A 25,800-nucleotide genomic window follows, 5' to 3' on the forward strand; every position below is an offset into this window, starting at 1 on the left:
GTCAATATTTTAATACTTTTTAAACCTTTCAAAACGCTTCAAAAATTTGTTAAAAAGTGTTAAAATCGATGGTTTGGGGTCAAATTCCGGGGTGTTTTTAAGTGATTTTGATCATTTTTTGACCAAAAAAGTGTTAAAATTTAAGGTTTAAAAAGTTCCTGATTCAAAATTTTAACATTTTGTAGGGCGACATATCTTCAAAATTCTTTACTGACAATTTGACAACATCACCATCTTTGGAACAGGCATTGATGGTTACAGATCGAAAATCATATTAAATCAATCATATAAAATATTATGCAAGAAAAAGGCAGTATTTCGATTCACACCGAGAACATTTTTCCGATCATTAAAAAATTCCTTTACTCTGATAATGAGATATTTTTACGCGAGCTGGTATCAAATGCGGTAGATGCTACCCAAAAGATCAAACGCCTGGCCTCCCTGGGCCAATACACCGGCGAACTGGGCGATCTGCGCGTTGAAGTAGCTTTTGATGCAGACAAAAAAACCATCACCATATCAGATAACGGCCTGGGTATGACCGCCGAAGAGATCAAGAAATACATTAACCAGATCGCGTTTTCGGGCGCTACTGAGTTCATGGAGAAATTCAAAGAAGCTAAAGACGCCAATGAAATCATCGGTCGTTTTGGTTTAGGCTTCTACTCGGCCTTCATGGTAGCTGACAAGGTTGAAATTCAGACACTTTCCTACCAGGACGGCGCCGAACCTGCTTACTGGGTTTGCGATGGCAGTACCGAGTTTGAAATTGGTGAAGGCTTACTGGAAGAACGCGGTACCGAGATCACCCTGTATATCAACAGCGAATCGGAAGAGTTTTTGAATGAACACAAGCTTCAGGAGATACTGGACAAATACTGTAAGTTTTTACCTGTACCTATTAAATTCGGTACCAAAACCGACCGTGAAGAAGATGGCGTGGATGAAGAAGGCAAACCAAAATACATTGAGGTTCAGCATGATAACATCATCAATGAAACTAATCCTATCTGGACAAAAGCACCTTCAGAATTAAAAGATGAGGATTATCTTAACTTCTACAAAACGCTTTACCCCTTCAGTGAGGACCCGTTGTTCTGGATACACCTCAATGTAGATTATCCATTCAACCTGACCGGCGTATTGTACTTCCCTAAACTGAAAAATGACTTTGAGGTTCAGAAAAACAAGATCAAACTATTTAGTCGCCAGGTATTTATTACCGATGAGGTAAAAGATATTGTACCTGAGTTCCTGATGCTGCTTCATGGTGTTATTGATTCACCAGATATCCCACTTAACGTATCACGCAGCTTTTTACAGGCCGACAGCAACGTTAAAAAGATCAACAGCTATATCACTAAAAAAGTAGCTGATAAGTTGTCAGAACTGTTTAAAACCGACCGTAAAGCTTACGAAGAAAAATGGACAGACATTGGTTTGTTCGTAAAATATGGTATGGTGAGCGAAGACAAGTTTTATGACAAAGCCAAAGACTTTGTTTTGGTGACCAATACCAAGAGCGAGAACTTCACCCTGCCCGAATATAAAGATAAGGTAGAAGCGGTACAAACCGACAAGGACGGTCAGCTGGTTTACATTTACACCAATGACCCGGCTAAACAGGATGCCTTTATCCAATCGGCCGGTAAAAAAGGTTATGATGTACTGGTCATGAACTCTCCTATCGACAATCATTTCATCAGTCAGCTGGAGCAGAAACTGGATAAAACATCACTGAAACGCGTTGATGCTGATGTTGCCGATAAGCTGATCAAAAAAGATGATGCACCTGAAATTGTTTTAACCGAAGAACAATCTACCAAGGTAAAAGATATCTTTAATAAAGCTATTAATAAACCTGCGTATAATGTTCAAATAGAAAGCCTTAACCCGGATGAGTTGCCTGTAACCGTTACTATGGACGAGTTTATGCGCCGTATGAAAGATATGGCAGCTATGGGTGGCGGTATGAGTTTTTACGGCAATATGCCCGACAATTATAAAGTGATTGTGAATGGTAACCATAAATTGATCAACCGTATATTACAGGAAGAAAGTGAGGATACCCAGGCACAGTTATCAAAACAAGCTTTTGATTTAGCCCTGCTTTCTCAAGGTTTATTGACCGGTGCTGAGCTTACCGAGTTCGTAAATCGCAGTGTAAATTTGATATAATTTATAAGTAGTTGATTGATTTAGATTAGGTTATGTTCTTTTAAAACTTAATTTAACCATTCACTCAATCAACTAAAACATAAGCCATTCGTATAAAACGGATGGCTTTTTATTTTTAATTATTTTAGATTTGGTGTAAACAGTTATAAATCAGCAAAAAAGAAACACGCTTAAAATGTCAAAGTTCAATCCCCAATTTGATGAGTATATCGAAAAATCTGCAGATTTTGCAAAGCCAATTATGGAGTATTTACGCCAAATAATTCATGAAACATGCCCTGAAGTTGAAGAAATCATTAAATGGAGCATTCCGCATTTTGATTACAAAGGCGACATGATGTGTATCCTTGCAAGCTATAAACACCATTGCTCATTTAGCCTTTACAAAGCAGAAAATATGATCGATAGCAAAATAGTAGAGAGCGTAAAGGCGGGACAAAAGATGGGATATATGGATAAACTAAAATCGTTATCAGATCTGCCGGCAAAGGAAACATTGATAGCTTATATCAAAGAAGCTATGATTTTAAATGAAAATGGTATAAAAAAAGCAAAGCCTTTATCTGAAAAACCAAAAGTAATAGAAGTGCCTGATTATTTTACTGAAAAGCTCGCGACCAACTCCTTAGCGAAAGAAGTTTTTGAAAGTAAATCCTCATCTTTTCGAAAAGACTATTTAGTTTGGATAACAGATGCAAAAACAGAAGCCACAAGACAAAAAAGAATGGAGCAATCACTGGAATGGATAGCCGAAGGAAAAGGCAGGTTTTGGCAATATGAAAAGTAAGTCAATTTGATGAAAAATTAATTCGGCTTAATTCATTGAATTTGTATACAATCACTCGCAAAAAACGAGTGATTTTGTTGTTTAAATAATGCTTAACTTTAGTAGTAATTAAACCTAAGTATCACTTTATCGTCTAACCAATAAATACTTAATTATGAAATTATTAAAGAATATATCAGCATTGTTTTTCCTGATTTTTATCAGCATTAATATAGCTAATGCACAAAGCGCTGGTAATGACAAAAAAGCAGCCCGTGCCCTGGCTGTAAAAAACATGGTAGAGGCTCAAAACTATGTATTTAATGCCAATTATGTGATGCCAATGCGAGGCGTAGGCCGGTCGTTAACTTCTGAGTATGATCTGACCGTATCTAAGGATACCGTTGCCGCGTTTTTACCTTATTTTGGCAGGGCCTATACTGCTCCTTATAACCCTACCGAAGGCGGTATTAAGTTTACCAATACCCACTTTACTTATACTTCAAAAGCTGGTAAAAAGGGTGGTTGGAGCATTACCATAAAGCCAACCGGTAAGGACAAAAATATCAGCGACTGGCGGGATGTACAAACCTTAAGGCTTGATATTTCTGCAGATGGCTATGCGTCATTGCAAGTAACCAGCAGTAACCGCGATCCGATCTCTTTTAATGGAACTATCGAAAAGCGCGGGAAATAAACTTTTCCGTCTTCTCCGGGTCTTCTCTGAAGAGACAATGTAATAAATTTTGAATTTTTCGCAGACGACTCTAAGGTATAAAGTGGGTTTACACATAAATCCACTAAATGACCAAGAAATAAATTTAACTATTAGATTATCAATTATATAATTAAATGTAAACCATAAAAAGTGTAAACCATGTAAACCCACTTTTTGTCTCCTAGGGTCTTCTTTTGGTTTTCTCAACTTTCCAGTAATCCGGCGTTATCCTTAAGCATGACGCCGGATGATTTCCGTTTAAAGGCCTCGCTGATAAGATAGAATATTTTCTTAGTTGCTTCAGCGTACGATAAACCGCCTGGTCTGATGTTGGATACGCAATTACGAGCCTCATCGGTAAGACCAGGTTTAGGGCCATAAGTAAGATAAACGCCCAGGCTATCCGCCGAGCTTAGCCCTGGCCGCTCTCCTATCAATATCAGGGAAAGTTTCGCCTTTAGTCCGTGCCCAATGTCGTCACCGATAGCTACACGCCCCTGTTCAACCAGGCTGATGGGGGTTAATTTAAAACCTGCTGCAGTTAATTGCGGGATAAGTACCTGTAATAATTCCAGAGAGTTTTTATTGACGGCAGTTGCCGATAAACCATCGACTATAATAACCGCTATATCTGTTTCGACATAATATCCCTGCTGAAGAAGATCAATAGACTCCTTGTTTAATCTGCGGCCCATATCTGGTCTTTGCAGGTATTGTTCGCGATAACCAACCCTGCTTTGCAGATGCAAAACTGGCAAACCGAATAATTTAAGTAAATCAGTTAAACTATTGATATCCAATTCAGAATATACCGCGTCTCGAGCATGTGCATGGGCCAGTTTAAACTCCAGTGATTGTTTTAAAGGGATGCTGGTGCCTACCCGTCCCAAACCTATCCGGGCGGGTGTAAACTCCTGCAGCGCTTTTAAGGGCAATATTTCCTGGGGGATATTCCTTTTCATGCTATTTGATCATGGCATCCAATAAACCATGTGATTGACTCACTGGCAACATATTTCCACTGCTATCAACTATTCCTTGTTTAATGAGCCATTTTTCAAACTCGGAAGCGGGCTTTAAGTTCAATACTTTGCGCAGGTACAAAGCATCATGAAACGAGGTTGACTGATAATTAAGCATAATATCATCGGCTCCGGGGATACCCATTATAAAATTGCAGCCCGCTACCCCTAATAAAGTAAGTAGGTTGTCCATATCATCCTGGTCTGCCTGGGTATGATTGGTATAGCAAACATCAACACCCATTGGTAAACCAAGCAGCTTTCCGCAAAAATGATCCTCTAAAGCTGCCCGAATAATTTGCTTGCCATCATATAAATATTCAGGTCCGATAAAGCCAACTACGGTATTTACCAGTAGAGGTTTAAATTTTCGGGCAACAGCGTATGCCCGCACCTCGCAGGTTTGCTGATCCACCCCAAAATTGGCATTGGCTGATAACGCACTACCCTGCCCTGTTTCAAAATACATCACATTATGACCTATAGTTCCCCGATTTAAGGACAAAGTAGCTTGGTAGGCCTCATCAATTAAACTCAGGTTAACACCAAAACTACTATTAGCTTGCTCTGTTCCTGCTATAGATTGAAAACAAAGATCAATGGGGGCACCTTGGTTAATGAGCTCTAAAGTAGTGGTAATATGGCTTAACACACAGGTTTGTGTAGGTATGTCAAACTGATAACGAATATTATCCATCAGTTTGAGTAGGTTATTTACGGCAGATGGACTGTCTGTAGCAGGGTTAATTCCAATACAAGCGTCGCCGCTACAGTGCAATAAACCATCAATAATACTGGCTGCTACGCCTTTGGGATCATCGGTTGGATGATTGGGCTGTAAACGAGTACTAAAATGCCCTTTTAAACCAATGGTATTGCGAAAACGGGTGATCACCTCGCATTTTTTACCTATAGCTATCAAATCCTGATTACCCATTAGTTTAGATACCGCCGCAGCCATTTCGGGTGTAATACCAGCAGCAATCCGGGTTAAAGTAGCTGTATCAGTTTCATCACTCAGCAGCCAGTCGCGCAGCTCGCCAACGGTTAAATGACTTATAAGGCTAAAGCTCGTAATATCATGACTGTCAATAATCAGTCTGGTTATTTCATCCTGCTCATAAGGTATTATGGCCTCGTTTAGGAAGGTTTTTAATGGTACATCAGCCAGGGTTATCTGGGCAGCCACGCGCTCCTCATAGCTTTCGGCAACTACACCGGCCAGTTCATCGCCAGATCGGTACGGTGAAGCCTTGCCCAGTAAAGTTTTCAGATCTGGAAACTTATAAACTTTATTGCGTATGGTGTGCTTGTAGGACATTTATTTTTTAAATTATCATTAGGTCATTGGTTTCGCCATTTAATTTAATGACTGAATGACCGAATGCCTTAATGATTATATTCTGGTGCGGCCATCATTTCATCAGTCAATGCTATTTTATGCTTTCCCATCCATACAAAAATCGCAATTACAACAGCCAAACCAGCAAAGAATATACCGCTTACCTGCAAATTAAACCAGATGATGGCGAATAGGCACACTGTTGATATAATGAGGGCTGTAGCCGGGAATATCGGGTAAAAGGGCGATGCAAAAGGTCTTTCTAATTTTGGCTCCTTTTTTCGCAGAATAAATAAGCTCAGCATGCTCATCAAATACATCACAATGGCCCCAAGTACCGATAGTACGATGATTTGCGCTGTAGTGCCACTATAAATGGCTATAAAGCTAACCATACCTCCAGCAACAAGCGCCCAGTGCGGTGTTTTAAACTTATGATTGATACCTGCCAGCCCCCGCGGAAGATAACCGCTACGTGCCATGGCAAATACCTGCCTTGATGAGGCCAGTATAGTGCCGTGCAATGAAGCAATAAGTCCAAACAAGCCAATACTGGCGAATACTTTAGTGAGGCCGCTCGCTTTGCCTAAAACAATTCCTATTGCCTCCGGTAGCGGGTAATCCAGATTGCTGAGTTTGCGCCAGTCGGTTATTCCACCGGTTAATACCATGACTCCCAAGGCTAATGCGACTAAGGTAGCCAATGCTGATATATACCCTCTTGGGATATTTTTTTTAGGCTCCTTAACCTCTTCAGCCACCATGGCCACTCCTTCGATAGCCAGGTAAAACCAAACCGCGAAAGGCAAAGCAGCAAATACACCAGCCCAACCAAAGGGCATTGGGTTGCTCAAGTAATTATCCATTTTAAAATGGGGCGATACAACTCCCATATATAGCAGTAACTCAGCCACAGCAAGAATGGTAATAACGACCGAGAACGTAGCCGATTCCTTTACACCTGATATATTCAATATAATAAAGGCTACGTTGAATAGCATAGCCGACTGCATAATGGGTATAGCCGGATACAAAAAATGCAGATAACTCCCCAATGAAATGGCTATAGCAGGCGATGCCAGTAAAAAATCAATCAATGTAGCATAACCAGCTACGAGTCCCCCGATAGGTCCCATAGCCCTATAAGCATAAGCAAACGCCCCACCTGCATGCGGAATAGAGGTGGTAAGCTCTGTATAGCTAAAAATGAAGGTGATATACATTATAGTAACCACCAGCGTGGCTATCAAAAAACCAATAGTCCCGGATACTGCCCAACCCAAGTTCCAGCCAAAATACTCACCGGATATAACCAGGCCAACGGCTATTGCCCACAAATGAACAGGTTTTAATACGCGCTTTAACTGTTCTGCCTGGGGTGCTGCCATGTTTTTGTTTTAATGCGGCTTTAAGATACTTAAAGCCGCTGTTAAATCAAAACGATGACATATTATGGAATTGTTAAGACAAACGTGTCATAGAAGTCATTAGGTCATTGTATCTATTAAATGACCTAATGACGCGAAGCAAATGACTTAATGAACGATTACACCTTCAAGGTATTTTTCAGATAGCCAATACTGCTGGTAATACTTGCCAGCGGATCTTTGGGCATATCATGCTCTACAAAGAAGTGTTTCATTCCGGCGGACGATGCCGCGGCGAAAATGGGCTTAAAATCAATAGTGCCGCTACCTACGGGCAATATGATTTGACGGGTGGCATCCAGATCCTTAACATGCCATAGCGGGAAACGGCCGGGATGCTGTTTAAACATTTCAACCGGATTTTTACCGCCCTTTATGGCCCAGGCCAGGTCGAGTTCCATTTTTACGTTTTTGACGTCGGTTTCACTAAGTAGCAGATCATAAGGAACTTTGCCGTCAACGGGATGGAATTCCATATCGTGGTTATGATAGGCAAATTGTATACCTACTTTTTTAGCAGCCTCCCCTGTTTTGTTCAGCACCTCGATGGTCGATTTGATCTCCTCCGGTGTACCTGTAGGCGAATTGGCACAAACCAGGTATTTGATTCCTCCTTCGGCAGCATCGTCAACCAGTTGCTGCATGTCGTCGCGCAGGTTTTTCATAGGTGGTATCACCAAAGGCTTTCCATCAGCCCCTACCGGCATTTTTGCTCCCGGAGGAAGCTTAAACGGCGCTCCAAGCACATGGTGGGATGTCCAGGCCATACCCAGGTCTTTAGCCATAGCTTTGAACTCTTTTGGACTCATGCCATAGTAGCCACCTTTTTTGCTAAAGGCCGATTCCAGCTCCTTATAGCCCAAACCGGCTATCTTGGTGAGCGTTCCTTTTACATCTTCGTCAATAACTCCAAAGAATGTAAATAACTGTAAACCAATAGCGTGTTCACCTTTTACATTATTGAATAGTGAACCTGCTTTGCTGGATAACGCCATGGTGCCAAGAGCCAGTGCCCCAGCGCCTTGGATAAACTTTCGCCTGTTGTAATTCATGCTGATAATTTTTAGTTTTTAATAAGTGGTACAGTAAAACTAAATAAATTTTATATCGAATTAAACTTTATTGTGTCTTTTTAACACAATAATTATTGGACGATCATTTTTCTACCAGGTATCGCAAATTGATTGTGGCAAAAAACGGGATATTTTTGATCCGTTAGCCCGGTCAAAAAACTTTTTAAACCTGAAATTTTAACATTTTTTTAGTCGAAAACAGCATAAAAAGCCTTAGTTATTACCCATTTTAACAAGACTTTAACGCCATTTTAACACTTTTTAACAAATTTTTGATGGGTTTTGAAAGGTTTAAAAAGTATTAAATCATTGATTATTAAATAACCACATACTAAATGGTCGGTTTTGGGCCTTGTTTTTCTCTTAACTAAACAGCCCGGTTCTCTGTTAAAAAGAGAACCGGGCTGCTATTGATATAAATATACGAAAAATTTGCCGGACTATCAATCTCCACGATTACATATACAGACAATTAGCGATCAATCCCGTCCAGCCGGTTTGGTGGGATGCTCCTGCTCCGCGGCCATTGTCGCCATCAAAATATTCGTAAAAGAGAATGTAGTCTTTAAAATTTGGATCGGTTTGCATTTTATGATACTGGCCAAATACCGGACGGTTACCGTTCTCATCGCGTAAAAACAATTTGGATACCCTGCGGTAAAGTTCGTTAGCCACTTCTTTAAGACTCATATAATTACCTGAACCAGTTGGGCATTCCACTTTAAAATCATCGCCATAATATTCGTAAAAACGGTGCAGGCTGTCAATGATTAGATAGTTGATGGGTATCCAGATAGGGCCACGCCAATTGCTGTTGCCACCAAATAAACCACTGTCGCTTTCGGCGGGGATATACCCAATTCCAAAATCAACACCATTTACGGCTACATGAAATGGATTATCCAGGTGATATTTGGAAAGCGAGCGGATACCATAATCGCTCAGAAACTCTTTTTCATCAAGCATGTATTTCAGGATAGATTTCATCCGGAAACCACGCAGTAAACTGATGAGGTGTTTGCCGTTGGCGCTTTTCTCGTTCCAGCGTGACACCAGCGAGGCCAGGTCGGGCCGGTTCTCTGCAAACCATTTCATGCGGTCGCGAAATATAGGACTGTCGGTAATATCACTCTCATTAAGTACTTCGGTTGCAAATAATGGGATAAGTCCTACTATGCTGCGTACCTTCATTTTGATGGATCCATCATCCGGAAAGCTAATCTGATCATAGAAGAAGCCGTCTTCATTATCCCAAAGCCCTTCATTGTTTTCGCCCAGGTTTGACATCGCCCCGACGATATAAATAAAGTGCTCAAAAAACTTGGAGGCTATATCTGAATAAGCATCATCCCCTGCGGCCAGCTCGGTAGCTATACGCAATAAGTTAAGAGAATACATGGCCATCCAGCTGGTACCATCGGCCTGTTCCAGATGCTGACCACCGGGCAGGTGCATGTTGCGGTCAAAAACACCTATATTGTCCAAGCCCAGAAAGCCCCCTTCAAATACGTTATTGCCCGAAGCATCTTTACGGTTTACCCACCAGGTAAAATTGAGCATCAGCTTATGAAATATCCGCTCCAGGAAGTAAGTATCGCCTTTGCCGTTATTAGCTTCCTTATCTGTTTTATAAATGCTCCAGGCCACCATAGCATGCACCGGTGGGTTACCATCGCCAAAATCCCATTCATAAGCCGGTAGCTGCCCGTTAGGGTGCATATACCAGTCTCGGGTAAGTAATATCAACTGATTTTTAGCAAAGACCATATCAATGCGTGCCAGTGCCAGGCAGTGAAAGGCCAGATCCCAGGCGGCAAACCAGGGGTATTCCCATTTATCGGGCATAGATATCACATCCCGGGTATTCAGGTGCATCCATTTGCTGTTACGGGCCGTTTTTCGTTGTTCTGGGGGAGCCGGTTGTGCCGGATCGCCGCGGAGCCAATGCCGTATGTCGCAATAGTAAAATTGCTTGTTCCACATCATACCGGCAAAGGCCTGTCGTTGTATCAGACTGCGATCAGTATCGGGTTTACTGCTGTAGATATCCTTATAAAACTGATCAGCCTCGGTAATACGGGTATCAAATATGTGGTCGAAATCTTCAAAGCTGTAATTGGCATCTGGCGATAAACGTAATCGTAGGGTAACGCTTTGTTTAGCGGCTATGGTAATATCATAATTAACAGCTGCCTTGGTACCTGTATTGCGGGGATTGAGGGTATCGGCACCATGCACAATATGGTCATTGATACCATCCTTATGGTATTTGATGCCGTTATCATAATTATAAAGCCGGTTGGAATTGGTTTCGTTATCGCAAAATAACAGCTCAGGCGAGCCCTCGGTGTGGAGCCAGAGCTGATCGAGGTCTTTATGTGATACCTCTATCCTGCCCTCGCTGTTGGCCGTTAAATAGGGTTTATAATCATCATAGCCCCAGCTCCAGGTATTGCGAAACCACAGGGTGGGCATTACATTCAGAGCAGCGTCCTGATCGCCCCGGTTGTGTATGGTTATTTTAATGAGTATATCGTCCTGAGCGCTTTTGGCATATTCGGTAAATACATCAAAATAAGCATCGTTGTCGAATATCCCAGTATCGATGAGTTCAAATTCGGGATCTTTACGGGTGCGGCGTTTGTTTTCGGCTACCAGCCATTCATACGGAAAAACCTGCTGCGGATATTTGTACAGGGCTTTCATGTACGAGTGTGTTGGTGTGCTATCCAGGTAATAGTAAATCTCCTTTACATCCTCACCATGGTTACCTTCGGGGTTACTGAGGCCAAAATAGCGTTCCTTGATGATGGGGTCTTTCTTGTTCCACAGGGTTATGGCAAAACAAAGGTTCTGCTGCCGGTCGCAAATACCAGCTATGCCCTCTTCGCCCCATCGATAGGTTTTGCTGCGGGCCATATCATGTGTTATATAGTTCCAGGCATCGCCATTTGCACTATAATCCTCCCGTACAGTGCCCCATTGACGGTCACTTACATAAGGGCCCCATTTTTTCCAACTGGTATCTTTTAACCTTGATTGTTCTGCATTCATGATAGATGATAATGCTTTTTTGAAGCAAGTGTTTGCAAATTAGGCTTATTTAAGGAAAGATAATACTATTGGATGGTTTGTTTTACATGGGGATGAAGAAAAGGATTTAGAATTGATAAAGGAGCAAAGACAAAGGACATTCTTGTCATGCTGAACGAAGTGAAGCATCTATTATTCAATATGCAAATTGGCAAACAGATCCTTCGCTACGCTCAGGATGACAAACTCTATTATTTTACTTAGCCCAAGCCTTTCTTAAAAACCTCAGCCAGTTGCCATGCATCATATTGTCGATGTCATGATCGGTATAACCGCGTTTTTTGAGCAGAGCGGGTACTTTTTGCAGATCGGCAATAGTTTCCAGATCGTAAGGACATTGCTCGCGACCGAAGGCTCCATCAAGATCGGAACCCATACCGATGTGCAGGGCGTTGCCAGCTATTTGGCAGATGTGATCGATATGATCAACCATCACTTCCAGGTTGCAGTTCATGCCTTTCGGGGTCGATTGTCCTCTCACCCAGTTGGGTACCATCATCCAGGCATCCAGTGCGGCCCCTATCACAGCGCCACGATCAATCAGAGCTTTGATCATCTCGTCGCTGTACTGACGGTTATGGTTTACCAATGCACGGCAGTTATTATGACTGGCCCAAACATGACCGTTAAAATGATCGAGGGCCTCCCAAAAGCTGTTATCGCATAAATGGGTGGCATCCAGGATGATATTGAGGCGTTCCATTTCTTTGAGCAGCTCCTGCCCTTTTGGCCCCATGTAGCCCGTAGCATCGGTACCCTGTGCGTAACGCCCAGGGCCGTAATGTGCGGGTCCTACAGCGCGTAAACCATAGTTATAAGCACGTTCCAGGTGTTGTACGGTAACGATGGAATCGGCACCTTCCAGACTGAGGATGTAGCCAATGGGTTTATGTTCTGTGGATTGTCCTTCGCTCCAAAGCTGCAGGTGTTTCTCCAACGATGGCAGGTCATTTATCTGTACCATTTCGCTGGCATCTTCCATGGCTTTGTACCAGGCTACCTGTCCTTGCGTTTGCGCCCAGGCCTGTTCGGGTGAATGCCAGCCAGGCAATGGATTGCCTGGCGCTACGTAACGTCCTATTTGCGTACCTACAACCAAACCGATATTTCCTTTGCGCAGCTCGGGTAAAGTAACCACAGCTTTGGCGCGGTCGGGCTTATCGGTGAGACCTTCTTCGCGCTGGTTAACTTCAGCCAGCGGACGGGTAAGGTCGCGGTTCCACTCGAGCGCATTCATGCTCAGGTCCAAATGGGCATCAATTATAAACATATCAAATCGTTATTTTTCTGTCGCGGGCAGCATTGAGCCATTCGCCTTTAAGTACATTATTTTCAATAGTATAAGCACGTTCATATAAAGCTACAGTTGGGCATATATGGTGAGGTATACCATACAACACATCGCCAATCTGGTAGCCATGATCTTCGCCTGCTTCCACCACTAAATGCTCTTCGCTTTGACCAACTGGCACCAATTCCGGGGCATTTAAAAAATAGATACGTTTGCTCAGTTCATTCTCTGCCGATACGGATTTATGCCCCACATCCAAACAAAGCTTGGTAGTGCCGGGCAAGGATATTACCCTTGATATTACCAAGACCGCTGGTAAAAAGCCTTGTTCGGCCATACCCAATTGGTAACCTTTGTCCCAGTAAACAAAAGTACCGGGACTACATTCCACCACCCCTCTTTTGGCATGAATAGGGAACGTGGGCGACCCACCGGCTACAATCAGGGGCTCGGCATAACCACGCTTTTTAATATCCTCCTGTAGTCTTAAAACCGGTTCAAAACTGGTATTGCAGCGTTCGGTACGGACAGCCAGATCAGTATCGTGAATATGCCCGTCATAAGCGTGCAGGCCAACAGGATTTAACCCCGGCAATACGGTGCAATCCATGTACAGCTGCAGTGCCTCAAAACCGGCTTTTATACCCGTGCGGTTCATGCCTACATTAATATCAAGGTAAACATCAACACGCAGCTTGTATTTTTCGGCAACCTCTGATATTTCATTCGCGGCTGCGGCGTTATCAACCAGGCAAGAGAATTTGGTTGTCGGGTACGCGTGCATCAGCTTTATAAAGCGGTAAAGCTTTGGGCCAACCGGCTGATAGGCCAGCAGCACATCGGGTGCTTTGCATATAGCCAGCAGTTCTGCCTCGGCAATGGTGGCGCATTTGAATTTTTGGATACCGGCTTCCAGAAGTAATAGGGTAACCTCTTTATTCTTGTACGTTTTTACATGCGGGCGCAATCGGGCCACATCATCAATCATGGTTTTAAGCAATTCGATGTTGGCTTTTACCCTATCCGGATAAACCACCAAAGCTGGGGTATCCAGCTTTTCAATATTATCAATGGTGTACCAGTTGTGGTTGTCTGAACCTTGATTCATCAGATTATAGGATTAACATGATTATTGATTAATTAGTCCTATACCCGGACGTTATTGCTATTCAAACTATTAAGCTATTCAAACTATTAAGCTAATTCAAACAATGCTTCAATTTCAACTGGGATATTATCAGGTAACGAGCCCATACCTACGGCGCTGCGTACACCGATGCCGTTCTCTTCGCCCCATATTTTGGCAAAAAGTTCGCTGGCGCCGTTAATGATAAAAGGATGTTTCTCAAAATCGGAGGTGCAATTCACCATACCCAATACTTTAATCACTCGTTTTACCTTATCCAGGCTGCCGATATTGGCTTTAATAGTGGCCAGCATGGCTAAACCAACCTGGCGGGCAGCCAGTTTACCGTCTTCCTGCGAAATGGTATCGCCGATGCGACCGATGATCAATGTACCATCATCCTGTACAGTACCGTGACCCGACAGGTAAAGATATTTGCCATCAACTAAACATGGTTTATAAACGCCAAGAGGCTTTGGTGCAGGCGGCAGGTTTAAACCCAGCGCCGCGAAGTTTTCTTCGGGAGTGTTCATAGCGGTAAAATTATAAAGTTTGCGCCATAATTAACAATAAAAAAGCCGGGGATCTCACTCCCGGCCTCGATTAATCAACTATATGGTACTCTACTTAAATTTAAAGGTAACGCCAACGTTAACGGCATAGTCAGCAAAAGCGGCATCGCCCTGGGTATATACACCTGTTTGCTGTGTAGTAAGTTTATCCGGTACGCTTTGTGTACGGTCGCGTTTCAGGGCTACCGGAACAAAGGCATATATAGACAGCGATTTAAGGCGATACGTAACACCCGGCTCGGCCGAGATGATATAACCCGGTCTTCTGAAACCGTTACTGCCGCCGATCAGATCTTTTACGGGCAAGCATTCGTAACGCACACCTGCCGAAAAGTCGAACTTACCCACACCATAGCTGGCACCTCCCCTTATCATGATTTGATCTGGTACGCTCATCACGTCACTACCATTAGCTACTGCTTTGGGACTTGGTGCACTGCCGCGAGATGTGGATATGCCGTTTTGCTCACGCGGACTGATGAGGTAATAAAAGCCGCCATACAAGCCAAACTGATGGGTGAAATTATAATAAGCGTTGATCTCGGTAGTAATACCTGTTCCGCCATCGCCCAATTGTATCGATTGATCAACAGGGCCCAGCGTACGGGTATCATTTGCTCCGGTATGGTAAAAATAATCCTGGTAATTATAGTTACCGGTAGGCAGTTTAAGGCCTAAACCTACCTGAATATTTCCTTTACCGGCTTTGGCCGGATTAAGCAACCAGGCATAAGCTGTTAAGCGGATATCCCCTAAACCAAACGAATGGGTACTTAAACGCTCTTTGCCACCGTGCTCATACAATGATGACCGGCTGTTATCCAATATAGGCACATCAACCGCAAACGACCAGCGATTGTTAAAGATGCGGGTAAGCGTAAGATCCTGGGTATAAGAGTGATTAATTACATTGGTACCCTGGGCGATACGTTGTTTTTGTTCCTGGGTACCAATAAAGTGTTTGTATGAACGAAAATAGCGGTTATTACTATTCAGTAACCAGCTGCTGTTGGTATTGGTACTATCGGGATGTTCGTCCATGGTACATAAACCGCCGGTACTGCGAATAGCTACACAGCCCTGCGCGTTTGCTTGGGTATTGGTGAAAAAGATGTAAAAAGTGATAGAAAAAAGTAAGCGTAAAGTTAGTTTCATATTTATTGGGCTAAATTATTTTATGGCAATCTGTTTAAATAAAGCCAGGTTTCTCAGGCCTGGCTTTCACCTGCTCTCCTACAGGATTTTTATTAATCAACTAAATCTCAAATCTTTGGTGTTTTTCCAGGGGAACACGATAAACCCCGACGGCGCCTTTTTTAGTGCGAACCATAAAGCCAGCAACACGCCATAACTGCCACCACGTTCTATCCATTCAAATATTTCGTAATGAGGATAAAATAGTTCGCTTGCTATTTTCCAGATGATAAATACGAGCAATAAATTTTTAAACGGACGAATCAATATGGACAAGGCAGCCAATACTTCAAAAACGCCAACAATAAGCGCGGTTTTAGCCGGGTCATGAAAACCAAGGGATTGATACTGTTTCAATAGTCCGGCTTTTTGTATCAGGTTTAGCCAGCCGTGACCCAATAACAGTAAAAATGAGATTACCCTTAAGCTGTTTATCACCGTTTTTAATAATGATGGTTCAATTACTACCTGGTCATTCATGCGGGCAAACCATTGCTTTACGGGTATCCTGATTCCACCCTGCACGATCAAAAGCATCAGCGGGGCGCCAAAATTACCGGCACGTTCAATAAACTCGGCAAAAGGTTCGCCAGATAATGGGCGGAACGATGCGGTAATGATACCCCATATGACCAGCCAGCCAGCTACAGCACGTGTAGGGTAAACCAATACGGATATACCCAGCAAAATGTCTATGGAACCTACAACCGGCATTAAACGATAGGCGTCATCATGTCCTATACCCATCACCGCGAAATAGTTACACCATATTTGTTTGGTGATAATGCCAAACGCACCATGCCCAATAAAACACATAGCGCAGGCCAGCCTTAACGTGAAATAAATTTTCTGATCAGTTGTAAAACGTAACATTTATTTTGATTAAAGATTTTGGGACTATAAGATTTTGGGACAAAAGAAATTGTATAGATCATTTTGTTTAATCCTTTATCCAAAAATCTCATAGTCTAAAGGTCCTAAGGTTCTATTTATCTGCTCCATCTGCTTTTCCTCTTAGTACAGCATATTGACCCACTTTAGCTCCTGTTTGCAAACCAACCTCGCAATCGCTGCGGTAATGTATGGCGCCATATAACCGGGACATGGCTGCGTCATGAGCCAGATCGGTAAACTTGGTACCCCTATCAGGCAGCAAATAGGTTAATACCGCCGCTGCCGCTGCGCTAAAATTGGAGTGCCCCGAAGTATACGCCGGGAAATTCGGCACCCCTGTCAGCGTTTTAATATTAGGGTTAGCCTGCGACGGTCGTTGGTTAAAATAGAAATATTTGGTGTCCCAGCATACGATGGCGGCATCCATTTCGGCCATATTCAGTAATGCTAAGTTTCGGGCCCAGCGTACCTCACTAAAATTCTGTTTTACAAATTCATCGGCAGCTATAGCGTTCCAGTGACCTGGAGGTGTATAAGTACCAATTCCATCGGCCCAAAAAGCAACCTGTGTTTCATGATCGCGGGAATGATCATTACTAAAGGCCAATACTTCTTCGGTTTCTTTCTTAAACTCAGGTGAGTTGGTTAAGTAAGGAGGGCCTGGTCTTAAAGCAACCACCGTAAGTGTATCAAACAAAAACGGTAAAACCTTTGAAAACAAGGGTAACATCGGTGGCCGTTTTGGTGTTTCCAGGCTTATCCAAAATTGTTCGCCTTTGGCAGTTGTTGCTGTTTCAAATCCTTTCCAGATAGCCGGTGTGCCGATCGCTTTACCAGCACGGTCGTTACGGGCACGGTTAGCAAATATGGCGGCCACCTGTTTGCCTAATGCTTCGCCGGCATTAAGCTCACCACGGGTATTAGCACCAGCCATGATGCGGTATTGTTTTTCTTCATCAGATTTTTGCTGTATATATGCTATTTCTGTAGGGAATAATAATTTCATGATCTCCACGGTGGTTCCGGCTACAACTGCATCCTCGCTCGGGTACGATGGCAGATCCGAAGTGGGTACCAATGGTTTTACTCCGGTATCATTTTTATAGGGAGCTGTGCGCTTATACAAGTTCTTAAAATGCCAGGCCGCAATCAAGGCATCGTACTGACTTGCACTAACATAAGCATAAGCCCTTGCTGCATACGGCGGGTTAGAGAACGGAAACTCCGGATAATTGAACGGATTAGCTGAGTTTGGCGCAGGATAAGTACCATCCGGGTTTTGATACGGAGCTACATTGTGCTTAGCTACCAGATCACGTAATATCTCGTTCCATCGCAAAACCGAGCCTGCGCTCCAGTATTTGATAGTCGCTTTCTGATCATCAGTTAAACTGCGCTGCAATGCTTTGATCTCGTTAATATCAGCAACATAGGCTGGCGAAGTTATCGCGTCGGGAGCAGCTACGCTCAGAGTGCTAAAATCAGTTACCAGTAACGGTTTCCAGGTATCGGCATTCAAGTCGATATTGGTTGGCGCCAGCGCAGGGTACAATGTTGTACGATCTGTAATATCCTTTTTGCAGGAGCTTAAAACAACAGCACCTGAAAATAGAATTGGGGCTATATAGCGTAATATTTTTTTCATATTGATCATCGTTAAGTATTAACCTGCTTATTTCTCCTTCTTAGTACTAAAAACGTAATAAACTCCACCATAAAAGGTCCGGGTTTGCCCCACATTACGGCCACTTAAAACATAATTACCGCCGGCGGTAAATTCCAGACCGCTAATAGATTGGAGGCTATATTTTAATATTACTCCGGCCAGTGTCGAATTCATTTTATTGCTGGGGAAAGGCATATCGTTTTTACGAATGTCAAAACCGCCGAGTGTAGTTACTTTGGTTAATACAGCTTCAGCATTAAATTTTAAGCTTCTGTAACCCGAGCTCACAAAAAAGTTGGTCATATTCGGCATTTCCACCTCATTGGTATAATGCAGTTCGGTAGTGTAATAAGAATTTCTGTCGATAGTAATATTGCTCCGGCGGATGTACTGACCGGCCCCGGCAACAAAGAATCTACCGGTCTGGTAATTCAACAAAGCACGCAGGGCTACATTTTTACTATGAAGACCAATAGATAGTGGTAAATAATCGGCTTCGTAATTACTTAATGGTATCGATCCGGATAAGATAGCATGTAAGCTGAACAGACCTCTTCCAATTTCTTCTTTTAAAGCCATCCATTTGATAGAAGCGCTTAGGTCCTGAAAATTATGTTCGCCCCTTAACGTACCGGCGGTAGCATTGGTGGTTACATAGGGTACCATGAATAATAGGTTAATACGGTTGGACAAGCCATAGTTACCGCCCAGGCTGTATACATTGGAGCTTACCGTGCCCAGGTTAAGATTGTCGCGTTTAAAAGTGCCTTCCCAGTAATGATCCCAGCTACTGTGGGTATATATACCCGCAGCACAAAAATAATTCTTGGGAATCATCAATGCATCAGCATCTGTTTGTGCCCTGGCAAAAGGCAATAAAACAAGGCAAAAAGCTATAACTAAACAGCATCTGCAGAAAAGTTTTGATAAATTTTCTATCATATATAATTAATTAGGGTGAGGCTAATAAATCAATCTGTAACCGGGCTATAACCCGGCGAACGGGTATTGATAACCGGTTTTTATAACCAATCAGCAATACAAAAGACAATCAATCCATAAATTGTGCTTACAAGTGACCCATATATATTCCAAATACAACCCAAACAGCAGTTTAGGCTATAATCAAATACACTTGCAGCTTTAAAATAAAGCATGCAAAGACATTTAATAACATCATTTAGGATTGGTGATTAGCAAGAAAAGTTTGGGGGCTTGCCCGGAGATTCGATGAAGGGTGAACTCAAATGGTAAGATATAGGGTTCATGTTAGCTTTAAGCGTAGTTGAAAACGCCAAAAAATGGTAATGCATCATTTCACAACTATATTCGCTACCGAAGGTTACTTTTTTAACAGGCGCTTCGTGTCCCTTTTTACTCAGAGGTACATCGCAAAATTCTTTAGCGATAATTAAATTGGCGGTAACCAGCCGGGTTTTTACACTGTTTGCTATGCAAATGAACGACATGGTGTCGCGGGTTACCTTATATCGTAAATAATTATAATAAACTCCTTTGAGTTGCAACTGGCCATGGTCAACCACATAATCATTCCAGTCACGAATGCCTGGTAAGTGAACAGGAAGCTTTATTTCGACAAGTTGTGTGGCATCTACTTTATTTTCGTAGATCTGTTTAACTATCTGAACTTCTGAACGGTGAATTAAATACTTAAAAACCAAATTGTACCCGCCCAAATTGAACAGATGCACATTCAGTAAGAGTATGGCTATAAACTTTTTCACCAGAAAGAGACAATTAATAGGGTATAATCTATTGTAAATATATTGATACGCTTCATAAAAACAAATAAAAAATCAATAATTCCTTAACCAGTAGTGTATTGCTCACACAATAAATATCTTTACCATAATATAGCTATCACGTATCATGTTGGATATTTTAAAACAACCATGGCCCTGGTATGTGGCCGGCCCTTTAATTGGCCTTGTAGTACCTGCTTTTTTGTTAGTGGGTAATAAAGCGTTCGGTATATCATCATCATTGAGGCATATCTGCGCAGCTTGTTTACCTGCAAATATTTCCTTTTTTAAGTACGACTGGAAAAAGGAAAGCTGGAACCTGTTTTTTGTTGCCGGTATTGTGCTGGGTGGTTTTATAGCCACCCAATATTTATCGGGCAATCACCCTGTCAAAATCAATTCATATACCACTACCCTGCTCAAACAGCAAGGCATTACAGATTTTAGCGGCCTGCTTCCGCATGATATATTCAGCTTTAGTCAATTGCTAAGCTTAAGAGGGTTTATTTTTATAGTTATCGGAGGTTTTATGGTAGGCTTTGGTACTCGGTATGCAGGCGGTTGTACATCAGGACATGCTATTATGGGTATATCCACCTTACAATGGCCCTCTGTAGTGGCTACCTGCTGTTTCATGGCCGGTGGTTTTGTCATGACTTGGTTTATTTTACCTTATCTTATCAGCCTTTAAACTATGCGTAATATAAAATACCCCATCATAGGGATGCTTTTTGGCATTGTGCTGATTAAATCGGAAGTAGTATCCTGGTTCAGGATACAGGAAATGTTCCGGTTGCAATCGTTCCATATGTACGGCATCATAGGCAGCGCCATTGTAGTGGGCCTTATCTCTGTTTTGCTCATCAGGCGTTTCCGGCTAAAAACCATATCCGGAGAAGCGATCATTATCCAGGTTAAGAAATTCCATTGGGGGAATGTTTATGGTGGATTGATATTTGGCTTGGGCTGGGCTATAACCGGTGCATGTCCGGGTCCGCTATTTGCCCAGATAGGCAGTGGTTTTTGGGTAATTATAATCACCTTATTCAGCGCTATAGCAGGCACCTGGGTTTATGGATTGTTTCGGGACAAACTTCCGCACTGATTTACTGTTGATCAGATATGGTAGAGAAGAAAAAACTAACCGTTGGTAATATCATCTATCTACTATCGGCGGCTGTTATCGTTATTATGCTGGTTAATCCCACAGCAAAAAGTTTATTAATAAGAGGTTTGATAGGTATCGGCTTTTTTAAACCCGAAATTCCTATCCAGGTGTCAAAAAAAGCATTAGCCGATCCGTTTAATATAGCCTTCAGAGATAGTAGCGGCAGAACTTTAAATACCGATGATTTAAGGGGCAAAGTGATATTTGTAAACTTTTGGGCCACTTGGTGCCCACCTTGTATCGCGGAAATGCCTACCCTTGACGATTTCTATAAGCAGTATAAAAATGATCCTAACGCGGTTGTCATAATGGCTGATGTAGATAACAACTATGAAAAAGCCAATGCATTCATGAAAAAGCATCAATATGTTTTACCGGTTTACACACTGGCTAGTAACATACCGGAAGATATTATGGACGGAACCATCCCAACTACGCTAGTATTTAACAAAAAAGGTGAACTGGTATTTAGGCATACCAACACGGCGAATTATAACAGTACCGGGTTTAGAGATTACTTCAATAAGCTGACTAAGGAGTAATTTAAACAATTCCATTAATTGTTTAAATTACACAAAATAAAATCACTCTTTCAAATAGATTTTTTTTAAATTAATTGTTGTTATTTTAACACTTATTAATTTTTTTTCTTTTCTTTACAATTCCAATATCAAAACCTCATTCAATGAAAAAGAAAACACTTACTCATTTATTTACCTGGTTATTTTGTCTCGGTTCAGCTACTGCTTTTAGCCAAACCGGAACCATTACCATTAGCAACAATTCAAACACTACTATTAACAAAAATATTTACGGACAATTTGCTGAGCATCTTGGTCATGGAATATACGGTGGTTTTTGGGTAGATAAGAGTCTCCCGGTAAAAAAGCAAGATCGTATCAGGCTTGATGTTGTTGAAGCCTTGAAAAAGATAAAGATCCCAAACCTGCGCTGGCCTGGTGGTTGCTTTGCCGATGAGTATCACTGGCGCGATGGTATAGGTCCAAAGGCACAACGCCCACGTATGGTAAATACCAACTGGGGCGGCGTAACCGAGGATAACAGCTTTGGCACACATGAATTTTTGGAACTTTGCAGTTTATTGAAATGCGAACCTTACGTAGCGGGTAATGTGGGTAGCGGGACGGTGGAAGAAATGTCGAAATGGATCGAATACCTGAACTCCAACAGTACCAGTACCGTGGTACAGGAAAGGGCAAAAAATGGTCACCCAGAACCGTATAAAGTTACTTTCTGGGGTGTTGGCAACGAAAGCTGGGGTTGCGGTGGCAACATGACGCCAGAGTTTTATGCCGATCAATTTAAGCGTTATGCTTCTTTTGCCAAGGATTATCCCGGTGCAAGGCTTAAAAAGATTGCCAGCGGCCCAAATTCCGATGATTATAATTGGACGGAAGTATGTATGAAAAATATACCGCAGTATATGATGTACGGCTTATCACTGCATTACTATACCATCCCAACTGGTCAATGGGGTAAAAAAGGATCTGCAACTTCGTTTAGCGAAAGTGAATATTTTAACACGATGGTAAATTGCTTGAAAATGGAGGAGTTGGTGACCAAACATTCGGCTATCATGGATAAATACGACCCTGAGAAAAAAGTGGCTTTAATAGTTGACGAATGGGGTGTTTGGACTGATCCTGAACCCGGTACCAATCCAGGCTTCCTGTTTCAGCAAAACAGTCTTCGCGATGCGCTGATTGCGGGCACTACCCTAAATATTTTTAATAATCACAGCGACCGTGTTAAAATGGCTGCATTAGCACAAACCATTAACGTTTTACAATCGCTCATTTTAACCGATAAAGAAAAAATAGTGCTTACCCCTACCTATCATGTATTTGACATGTATAAAGTGCACCAGGATGCGAAATATCTGCCTATCAAATTAGACGTGCCCGATTACGAAGTTGATGGAAAAAAAATAGCGGCTGTGAATGCTTCTGCTTCGCAGGATGCTGCTGGTAAGATACATATTTCGTTGGTTAACCTGGATATTCATCATCCAATAACCATTACAACGGCTTTACAGGATATCAAATGGTCGGCAGTAAGCGGCCAGGTCTTAACTTCGGCCAATGTAACCAATATCAACACTTTTGCCGATCCCAACAAAATACATCTGAGCAATTTTACCGGTGCTAAAAAAGATGGCGATAAACTGGTGGTTACGTTACCTGCCAAATCAATAGTGACTTTGGAGTTGAATTAATCTTGTCATCCTGAGCGCAGCGAAGGATCTATTCTTCGATATGCATGTGTGTAAATAGATCCTTCGCTGCGCTCAGGATGGCACTTTTTTGTAGCTATGATATCATCTTACTTTAATCCCCCAAATATCACTTAGCGCTTTTTTTGCCGCATGATAACCACACATACCATGTACCCCACCTCCAGGTGGGGTGGAGGACGAACAAATGTAAAGCCCTTTAGCTGATGTTTTATAAGGCGACCAACGCAGGGCTGGCCGTGTAAACAACTGCCTGATGTCAATAACTCCGCCGTTGATATCACCACCAATATAATTGGGGTTGTATTGCTCCATCTGGGTAGTATTGAAAGTATGTTTGGCCAATATGGTATCTCTAAAACCAGGTGCAAAGCGTTCCACCTGTTGTTCAATAATGGCTGTCATATCTTTTTCGGATCCATTGGGCACATGGCAGTAGGCCCAGGCAGTATGTTTACCCTTGGGTGCACGTGAAGCATCAAACTGACTTTGCTGGGCTAGCAATACAAATGGTTTTTCTGGATGTTCACCTTTCCATATCCGTTGTTCGCTCTCTGCTATTTCTTCAAAGGTATTACCTATATGCACGGTTCCGGCCTTTTTAACCTGGTCTGCTTTAAATGGGATTGGTGCATCTAGGGCCCAGTCTATTTTAAATACGCCCATCCCGTAGCGATAGCGTTCCAATTGCCACTTATACAGGGGTGAAAACCGGTGCCCGGCTATTTTTAAGAGTTGTTTCGGTGTGATATCGAACAGTACAGCGTGGGTGGATGGGAGTTGACTTAGTGATTCAATGTAACGGTCAGTTTCTATTTTACCCCCTATCGAAATAAAATAGGAAGCCAAAGCCGAGGCTATTTGTTTTGATCCTCCTTTTGGTACTGGCCAGCCTTTTAAATGCCCCTGTGCCATCAGTACTAACCCAATGGCAGAAGTTGCTATATTACTTAAAGGTTGAATAGAATGAGCTGCCATCCCGGCAAATAAGCCCTTTGCGGCCTGTGTTTTAAAACGTTTCTCTAAAAATGTTGCTGAAGTTAAACCATCGAGGCCAAATTTGGCCATAGCCAAAGGATGTTTTGGAAAATGCAGTGGACCTAATGCATCAGGAGCTATGAGTGGCCAGTTTTTTACTAAAGGTTTGATGAGTTTAAGATAGGCTTGTTCGTCTTCGCCTAATAAATTGGCAGTTTGTTCGATTGATTTGGTTAATATAACGGCCGTGCCATCATCAAATGGATGCGCGGCCGCTATTTCGGGATAAATATATTCAAGTCCGTGCTGGTCAAGCGGCAGTGTCTCAAAAAATGGGGAAGCTGCTGCCAGAGGATGTATAGCCGAACAAATATCATGCATGTAACCAGGTAATGTGAGTTCTGCCGAACGCAGGCCTCCTCCTATCTCTTTTTTACCCTCGAGCAATAATACCGATAAACCATTTTGCTGCAATAATATAGCTGCCGCCAGACCATTAGGCCCAGAGCCAACAATTACGGCGTCATAGTCGCGTTTTTCAGGCTTCATGTATACGGTAGGTGTTTAAGAACTCACTAAGATATTTAAATAAAGCTTTTATTATCTTAATGAATTTAAAAACCCAACCGTATTTTCCGGATCAATTCAAAACCTCACCGGCATGAGTAGCTTCCGGTACCTCGATCAGCTTGCCGGAGTGAACATCATAAATGTAACCGTAAATCGGAATGTTTTTGGCTACCAGTGGATGCTGCCTGATACGTTGAACATCTTCGGTAACGCTTGCTTCCAGGTTTTTAAAGGTCAGGAAAGAGATGTGGCGAGCCTCGTTTGATCCGCCACTTTCTTCGGTATTGCGCCAGCCATGTTCATCAACTGTAGCCGTTTTTAAACTTTTGGCCAGCAGGTCACGAATAATATCATCAGTAAACAAAGCCATTCCGCAATCAGTATGATGAATGACGAACCACTCTTTAGTTCCCAACAGCTTGTGCGATATCACCAGCGAGCGAATGGCATCATCACTAGCGCGGCCACCGGCGTTACGGATCACATGCGCATCACCCTCAGCTAAACCTGCATACTGGGCCGGATCAAGCCGGGCATCCATACAGGTTAAAATGGCAAACTGTCGGGCGGGCGGTATCGTCAACTCACCTTTATCGCCAAAGTGCTTGACATATTCCTGATTAGCCGAAAGCACTTGTTGGTGAACTTTCGATCTGATTTTTTGCAATGGATCAATTACGTTTGACATAGCTTTAGCTGTTT

22 protein-coding genes are annotated in these 25,800 nt (G+C 42.5%); 7 read left to right on the top strand and 15 right to left on the bottom strand.

All coding sequences use genetic code 11. From position 1 onward, the window contains the following. The first annotated feature begins 297 nt into the window (after window positions 1-297). The 3 genes from htpG to BW976_RS10725 all read left to right on the top strand — a co-directional run bounded on the left by htpG (window position 298) and on the right by BW976_RS10725 (window position 3,644). The gene (gene htpG, locus BW976_RS10715) at window positions 298-2,181 is read left to right on the top strand and encodes a molecular chaperone HtpG (RefSeq protein WP_076373260.1); all 1,884 of its coding nucleotides are present in this window, start codon (window positions 298-300) and stop codon (window positions 2,179-2,181) included. Window positions 2,182-2,356: 175 nt separating this feature from the next. Then, window positions 2,357-2,968 (top strand): YdeI/OmpD-associated family protein, encoded by a 612-nt coding sequence (locus tag BW976_RS10720; RefSeq protein ID WP_076373262.1) that lies wholly within the window; start codon window positions 2,357-2,359, stop codon window positions 2,966-2,968. A 154-nt stretch (window positions 2,969-3,122) separates the two neighbouring features. Next, a complete protein-coding gene (locus BW976_RS10725; protein ID WP_076373264.1) occupies window positions 3,123-3,644 on the top strand; it encodes a DUF4251 domain-containing protein in 522 nt (173 codons plus the stop codon). 224 nt (window positions 3,645-3,868) lie between these two features. On the opposite strand, the gene eutC is transcribed toward BW976_RS10725, so the two are convergent. The 13 genes from eutC to BW976_RS10790 all read right to left on the bottom strand — a co-directional run bounded on the left by eutC (window position 3,869) and on the right by BW976_RS10790 (window position 20,110). Further along, window positions 3,869-4,627, bottom strand: coding sequence for an ethanolamine ammonia-lyase subunit EutC (eutC, locus tag BW976_RS10730; protein WP_076373266.1), 759 nt, complete (start codon window positions 4,625-4,627; stop codon window positions 3,869-3,871). 1 nt (window position 4,628) lies between these two features. Beyond that, complete coding sequence (locus BW976_RS10735) at window positions 4,629-6,008, bottom strand: ethanolamine ammonia-lyase subunit EutB (RefSeq protein ID WP_076373268.1); 1,380 nt, start codon at window positions 6,006-6,008, stop codon at window positions 4,629-4,631. A gap of 68 nt (window positions 6,009-6,076) precedes the next feature. Continuing rightward, window positions 6,077-7,417, bottom strand: a complete 1,341-nt coding sequence (eat, locus tag BW976_RS10740) for an ethanolamine permease (protein ID WP_076373270.1) — start codon at window positions 7,415-7,417, stop codon at window positions 6,077-6,079. Between the two features lie 158 nt (window positions 7,418-7,575). After that, entirely contained in the window at window positions 7,576-8,508 is a 933-nt protein-coding gene (locus BW976_RS10745) for a sugar phosphate isomerase/epimerase family protein (RefSeq protein WP_076373272.1), read from the bottom strand. Between the two features lie 477 nt (window positions 8,509-8,985). Continuing rightward, entirely contained in the window at window positions 8,986-11,583 is a 2,598-nt protein-coding gene (locus BW976_RS10750; RefSeq protein WP_076373274.1) for an MGH1-like glycoside hydrolase domain-containing protein, read from the bottom strand. Window positions 11,584-11,818: 235 nt separating this feature from the next. Continuing rightward, window positions 11,819-12,892, bottom strand: coding sequence for a dipeptidase (locus BW976_RS10755; RefSeq protein ID WP_076373276.1), 1,074 nt, complete (start codon window positions 12,890-12,892; stop codon window positions 11,819-11,821). A gap of 1 nt (window position 12,893) precedes the next feature. Continuing rightward, a complete protein-coding gene (locus BW976_RS10760) occupies window positions 12,894-14,021 on the bottom strand; it encodes a D-TA family PLP-dependent enzyme (RefSeq protein ID WP_076373278.1) in 1,128 nt (375 codons plus the stop codon). Window positions 14,022-14,107: 86 nt separating this feature from the next. Further along, window positions 14,108-14,572 (bottom strand): RidA family protein, encoded by a 465-nt coding sequence (locus BW976_RS10765; RefSeq protein WP_076373280.1) that lies wholly within the window; start codon window positions 14,570-14,572, stop codon window positions 14,108-14,110. A gap of 90 nt (window positions 14,573-14,662) precedes the next feature. Then, window positions 14,663-15,766 (bottom strand): hypothetical protein, encoded by a 1,104-nt coding sequence (locus tag BW976_RS10770; protein WP_076373282.1) that lies wholly within the window; start codon window positions 15,764-15,766, stop codon window positions 14,663-14,665. 96 nt (window positions 15,767-15,862) lie between these two features. Continuing rightward, window positions 15,863-16,678, bottom strand: a complete 816-nt coding sequence (locus BW976_RS10775; RefSeq protein ID WP_076373284.1) for a hypothetical protein — start codon at window positions 16,676-16,678, stop codon at window positions 15,863-15,865. A gap of 112 nt (window positions 16,679-16,790) precedes the next feature. Further along, complete coding sequence (locus BW976_RS10780; protein WP_076373374.1) at window positions 16,791-18,344, bottom strand: vanadium-dependent haloperoxidase; 1,554 nt, start codon at window positions 18,342-18,344, stop codon at window positions 16,791-16,793. A gap of 27 nt (window positions 18,345-18,371) precedes the next feature. Then, entirely contained in the window at window positions 18,372-19,307 is a 936-nt protein-coding gene (locus BW976_RS10785) for a hypothetical protein (protein ID WP_076373286.1), read from the bottom strand. A 251-nt stretch (window positions 19,308-19,558) separates the two neighbouring features. Then, window positions 19,559-20,110, bottom strand: a complete 552-nt coding sequence (locus BW976_RS10790; protein WP_076373288.1) for a hypothetical protein — start codon at window positions 20,108-20,110, stop codon at window positions 19,559-19,561. A gap of 145 nt (window positions 20,111-20,255) precedes the next feature. On the opposite strand from BW976_RS10790, the gene BW976_RS10795 reads away from it, so the two are divergent. The 4 genes from BW976_RS10795 to BW976_RS10810 all read left to right on the top strand — a co-directional run bounded on the left by BW976_RS10795 (window position 20,256) and on the right by BW976_RS10810 (window position 23,532). Continuing rightward, window positions 20,256-20,819: a YeeE/YedE family protein gene (locus tag BW976_RS10795; RefSeq protein WP_076373290.1), complete on the top strand. Its 564-nt coding sequence runs from the start codon at window positions 20,256-20,258 to the stop codon at window positions 20,817-20,819. A 3-nt stretch (window positions 20,820-20,822) separates the two neighbouring features. Beyond that, window positions 20,823-21,233 (top strand): DUF6691 family protein, encoded by a 411-nt coding sequence (locus tag BW976_RS10800; RefSeq protein ID WP_084192152.1) that lies wholly within the window; start codon window positions 20,823-20,825, stop codon window positions 21,231-21,233. A gap of 17 nt (window positions 21,234-21,250) precedes the next feature. Next, window positions 21,251-21,838: a TlpA family protein disulfide reductase gene (locus tag BW976_RS10805; RefSeq protein ID WP_076373292.1), complete on the top strand. Its 588-nt coding sequence runs from the start codon at window positions 21,251-21,253 to the stop codon at window positions 21,836-21,838. Between the two features lie 143 nt (window positions 21,839-21,981). Continuing rightward, on the top strand, window positions 21,982-23,532 hold the full coding sequence (locus BW976_RS10810; protein ID WP_076373294.1) for an alpha-N-arabinofuranosidase: 1,551 nt from the start codon (window positions 21,982-21,984) through the stop codon (window positions 23,530-23,532). 102 nt (window positions 23,533-23,634) lie between these two features. Here BW976_RS10810 and BW976_RS10815 read toward each other — a convergent pair whose 3' ends face one another. Together BW976_RS10815 and BW976_RS10820 are read right to left on the bottom strand one after the other, a co-directional pair. Then, a complete protein-coding gene (locus BW976_RS10815; protein WP_076373296.1) occupies window positions 23,635-25,077 on the bottom strand; it encodes a phytoene desaturase family protein in 1,443 nt (480 codons plus the stop codon). A 91-nt stretch (window positions 25,078-25,168) separates the two neighbouring features. Beyond that, window positions 25,169-25,786 (bottom strand): beta-class carbonic anhydrase, encoded by a 618-nt coding sequence (locus BW976_RS10820; RefSeq protein ID WP_076373298.1) that lies wholly within the window; start codon window positions 25,784-25,786, stop codon window positions 25,169-25,171. Window positions 25,787-25,800: the final 14 nt, after the last annotated feature.

It is taken from the genome of Mucilaginibacter lappiensis (genome assembly GCF_900155965.1).
In the GTDB taxonomy this organism is placed as follows: domain Bacteria; phylum Bacteroidota; class Bacteroidia; order Sphingobacteriales; family Sphingobacteriaceae; genus Mucilaginibacter; species Mucilaginibacter lappiensis.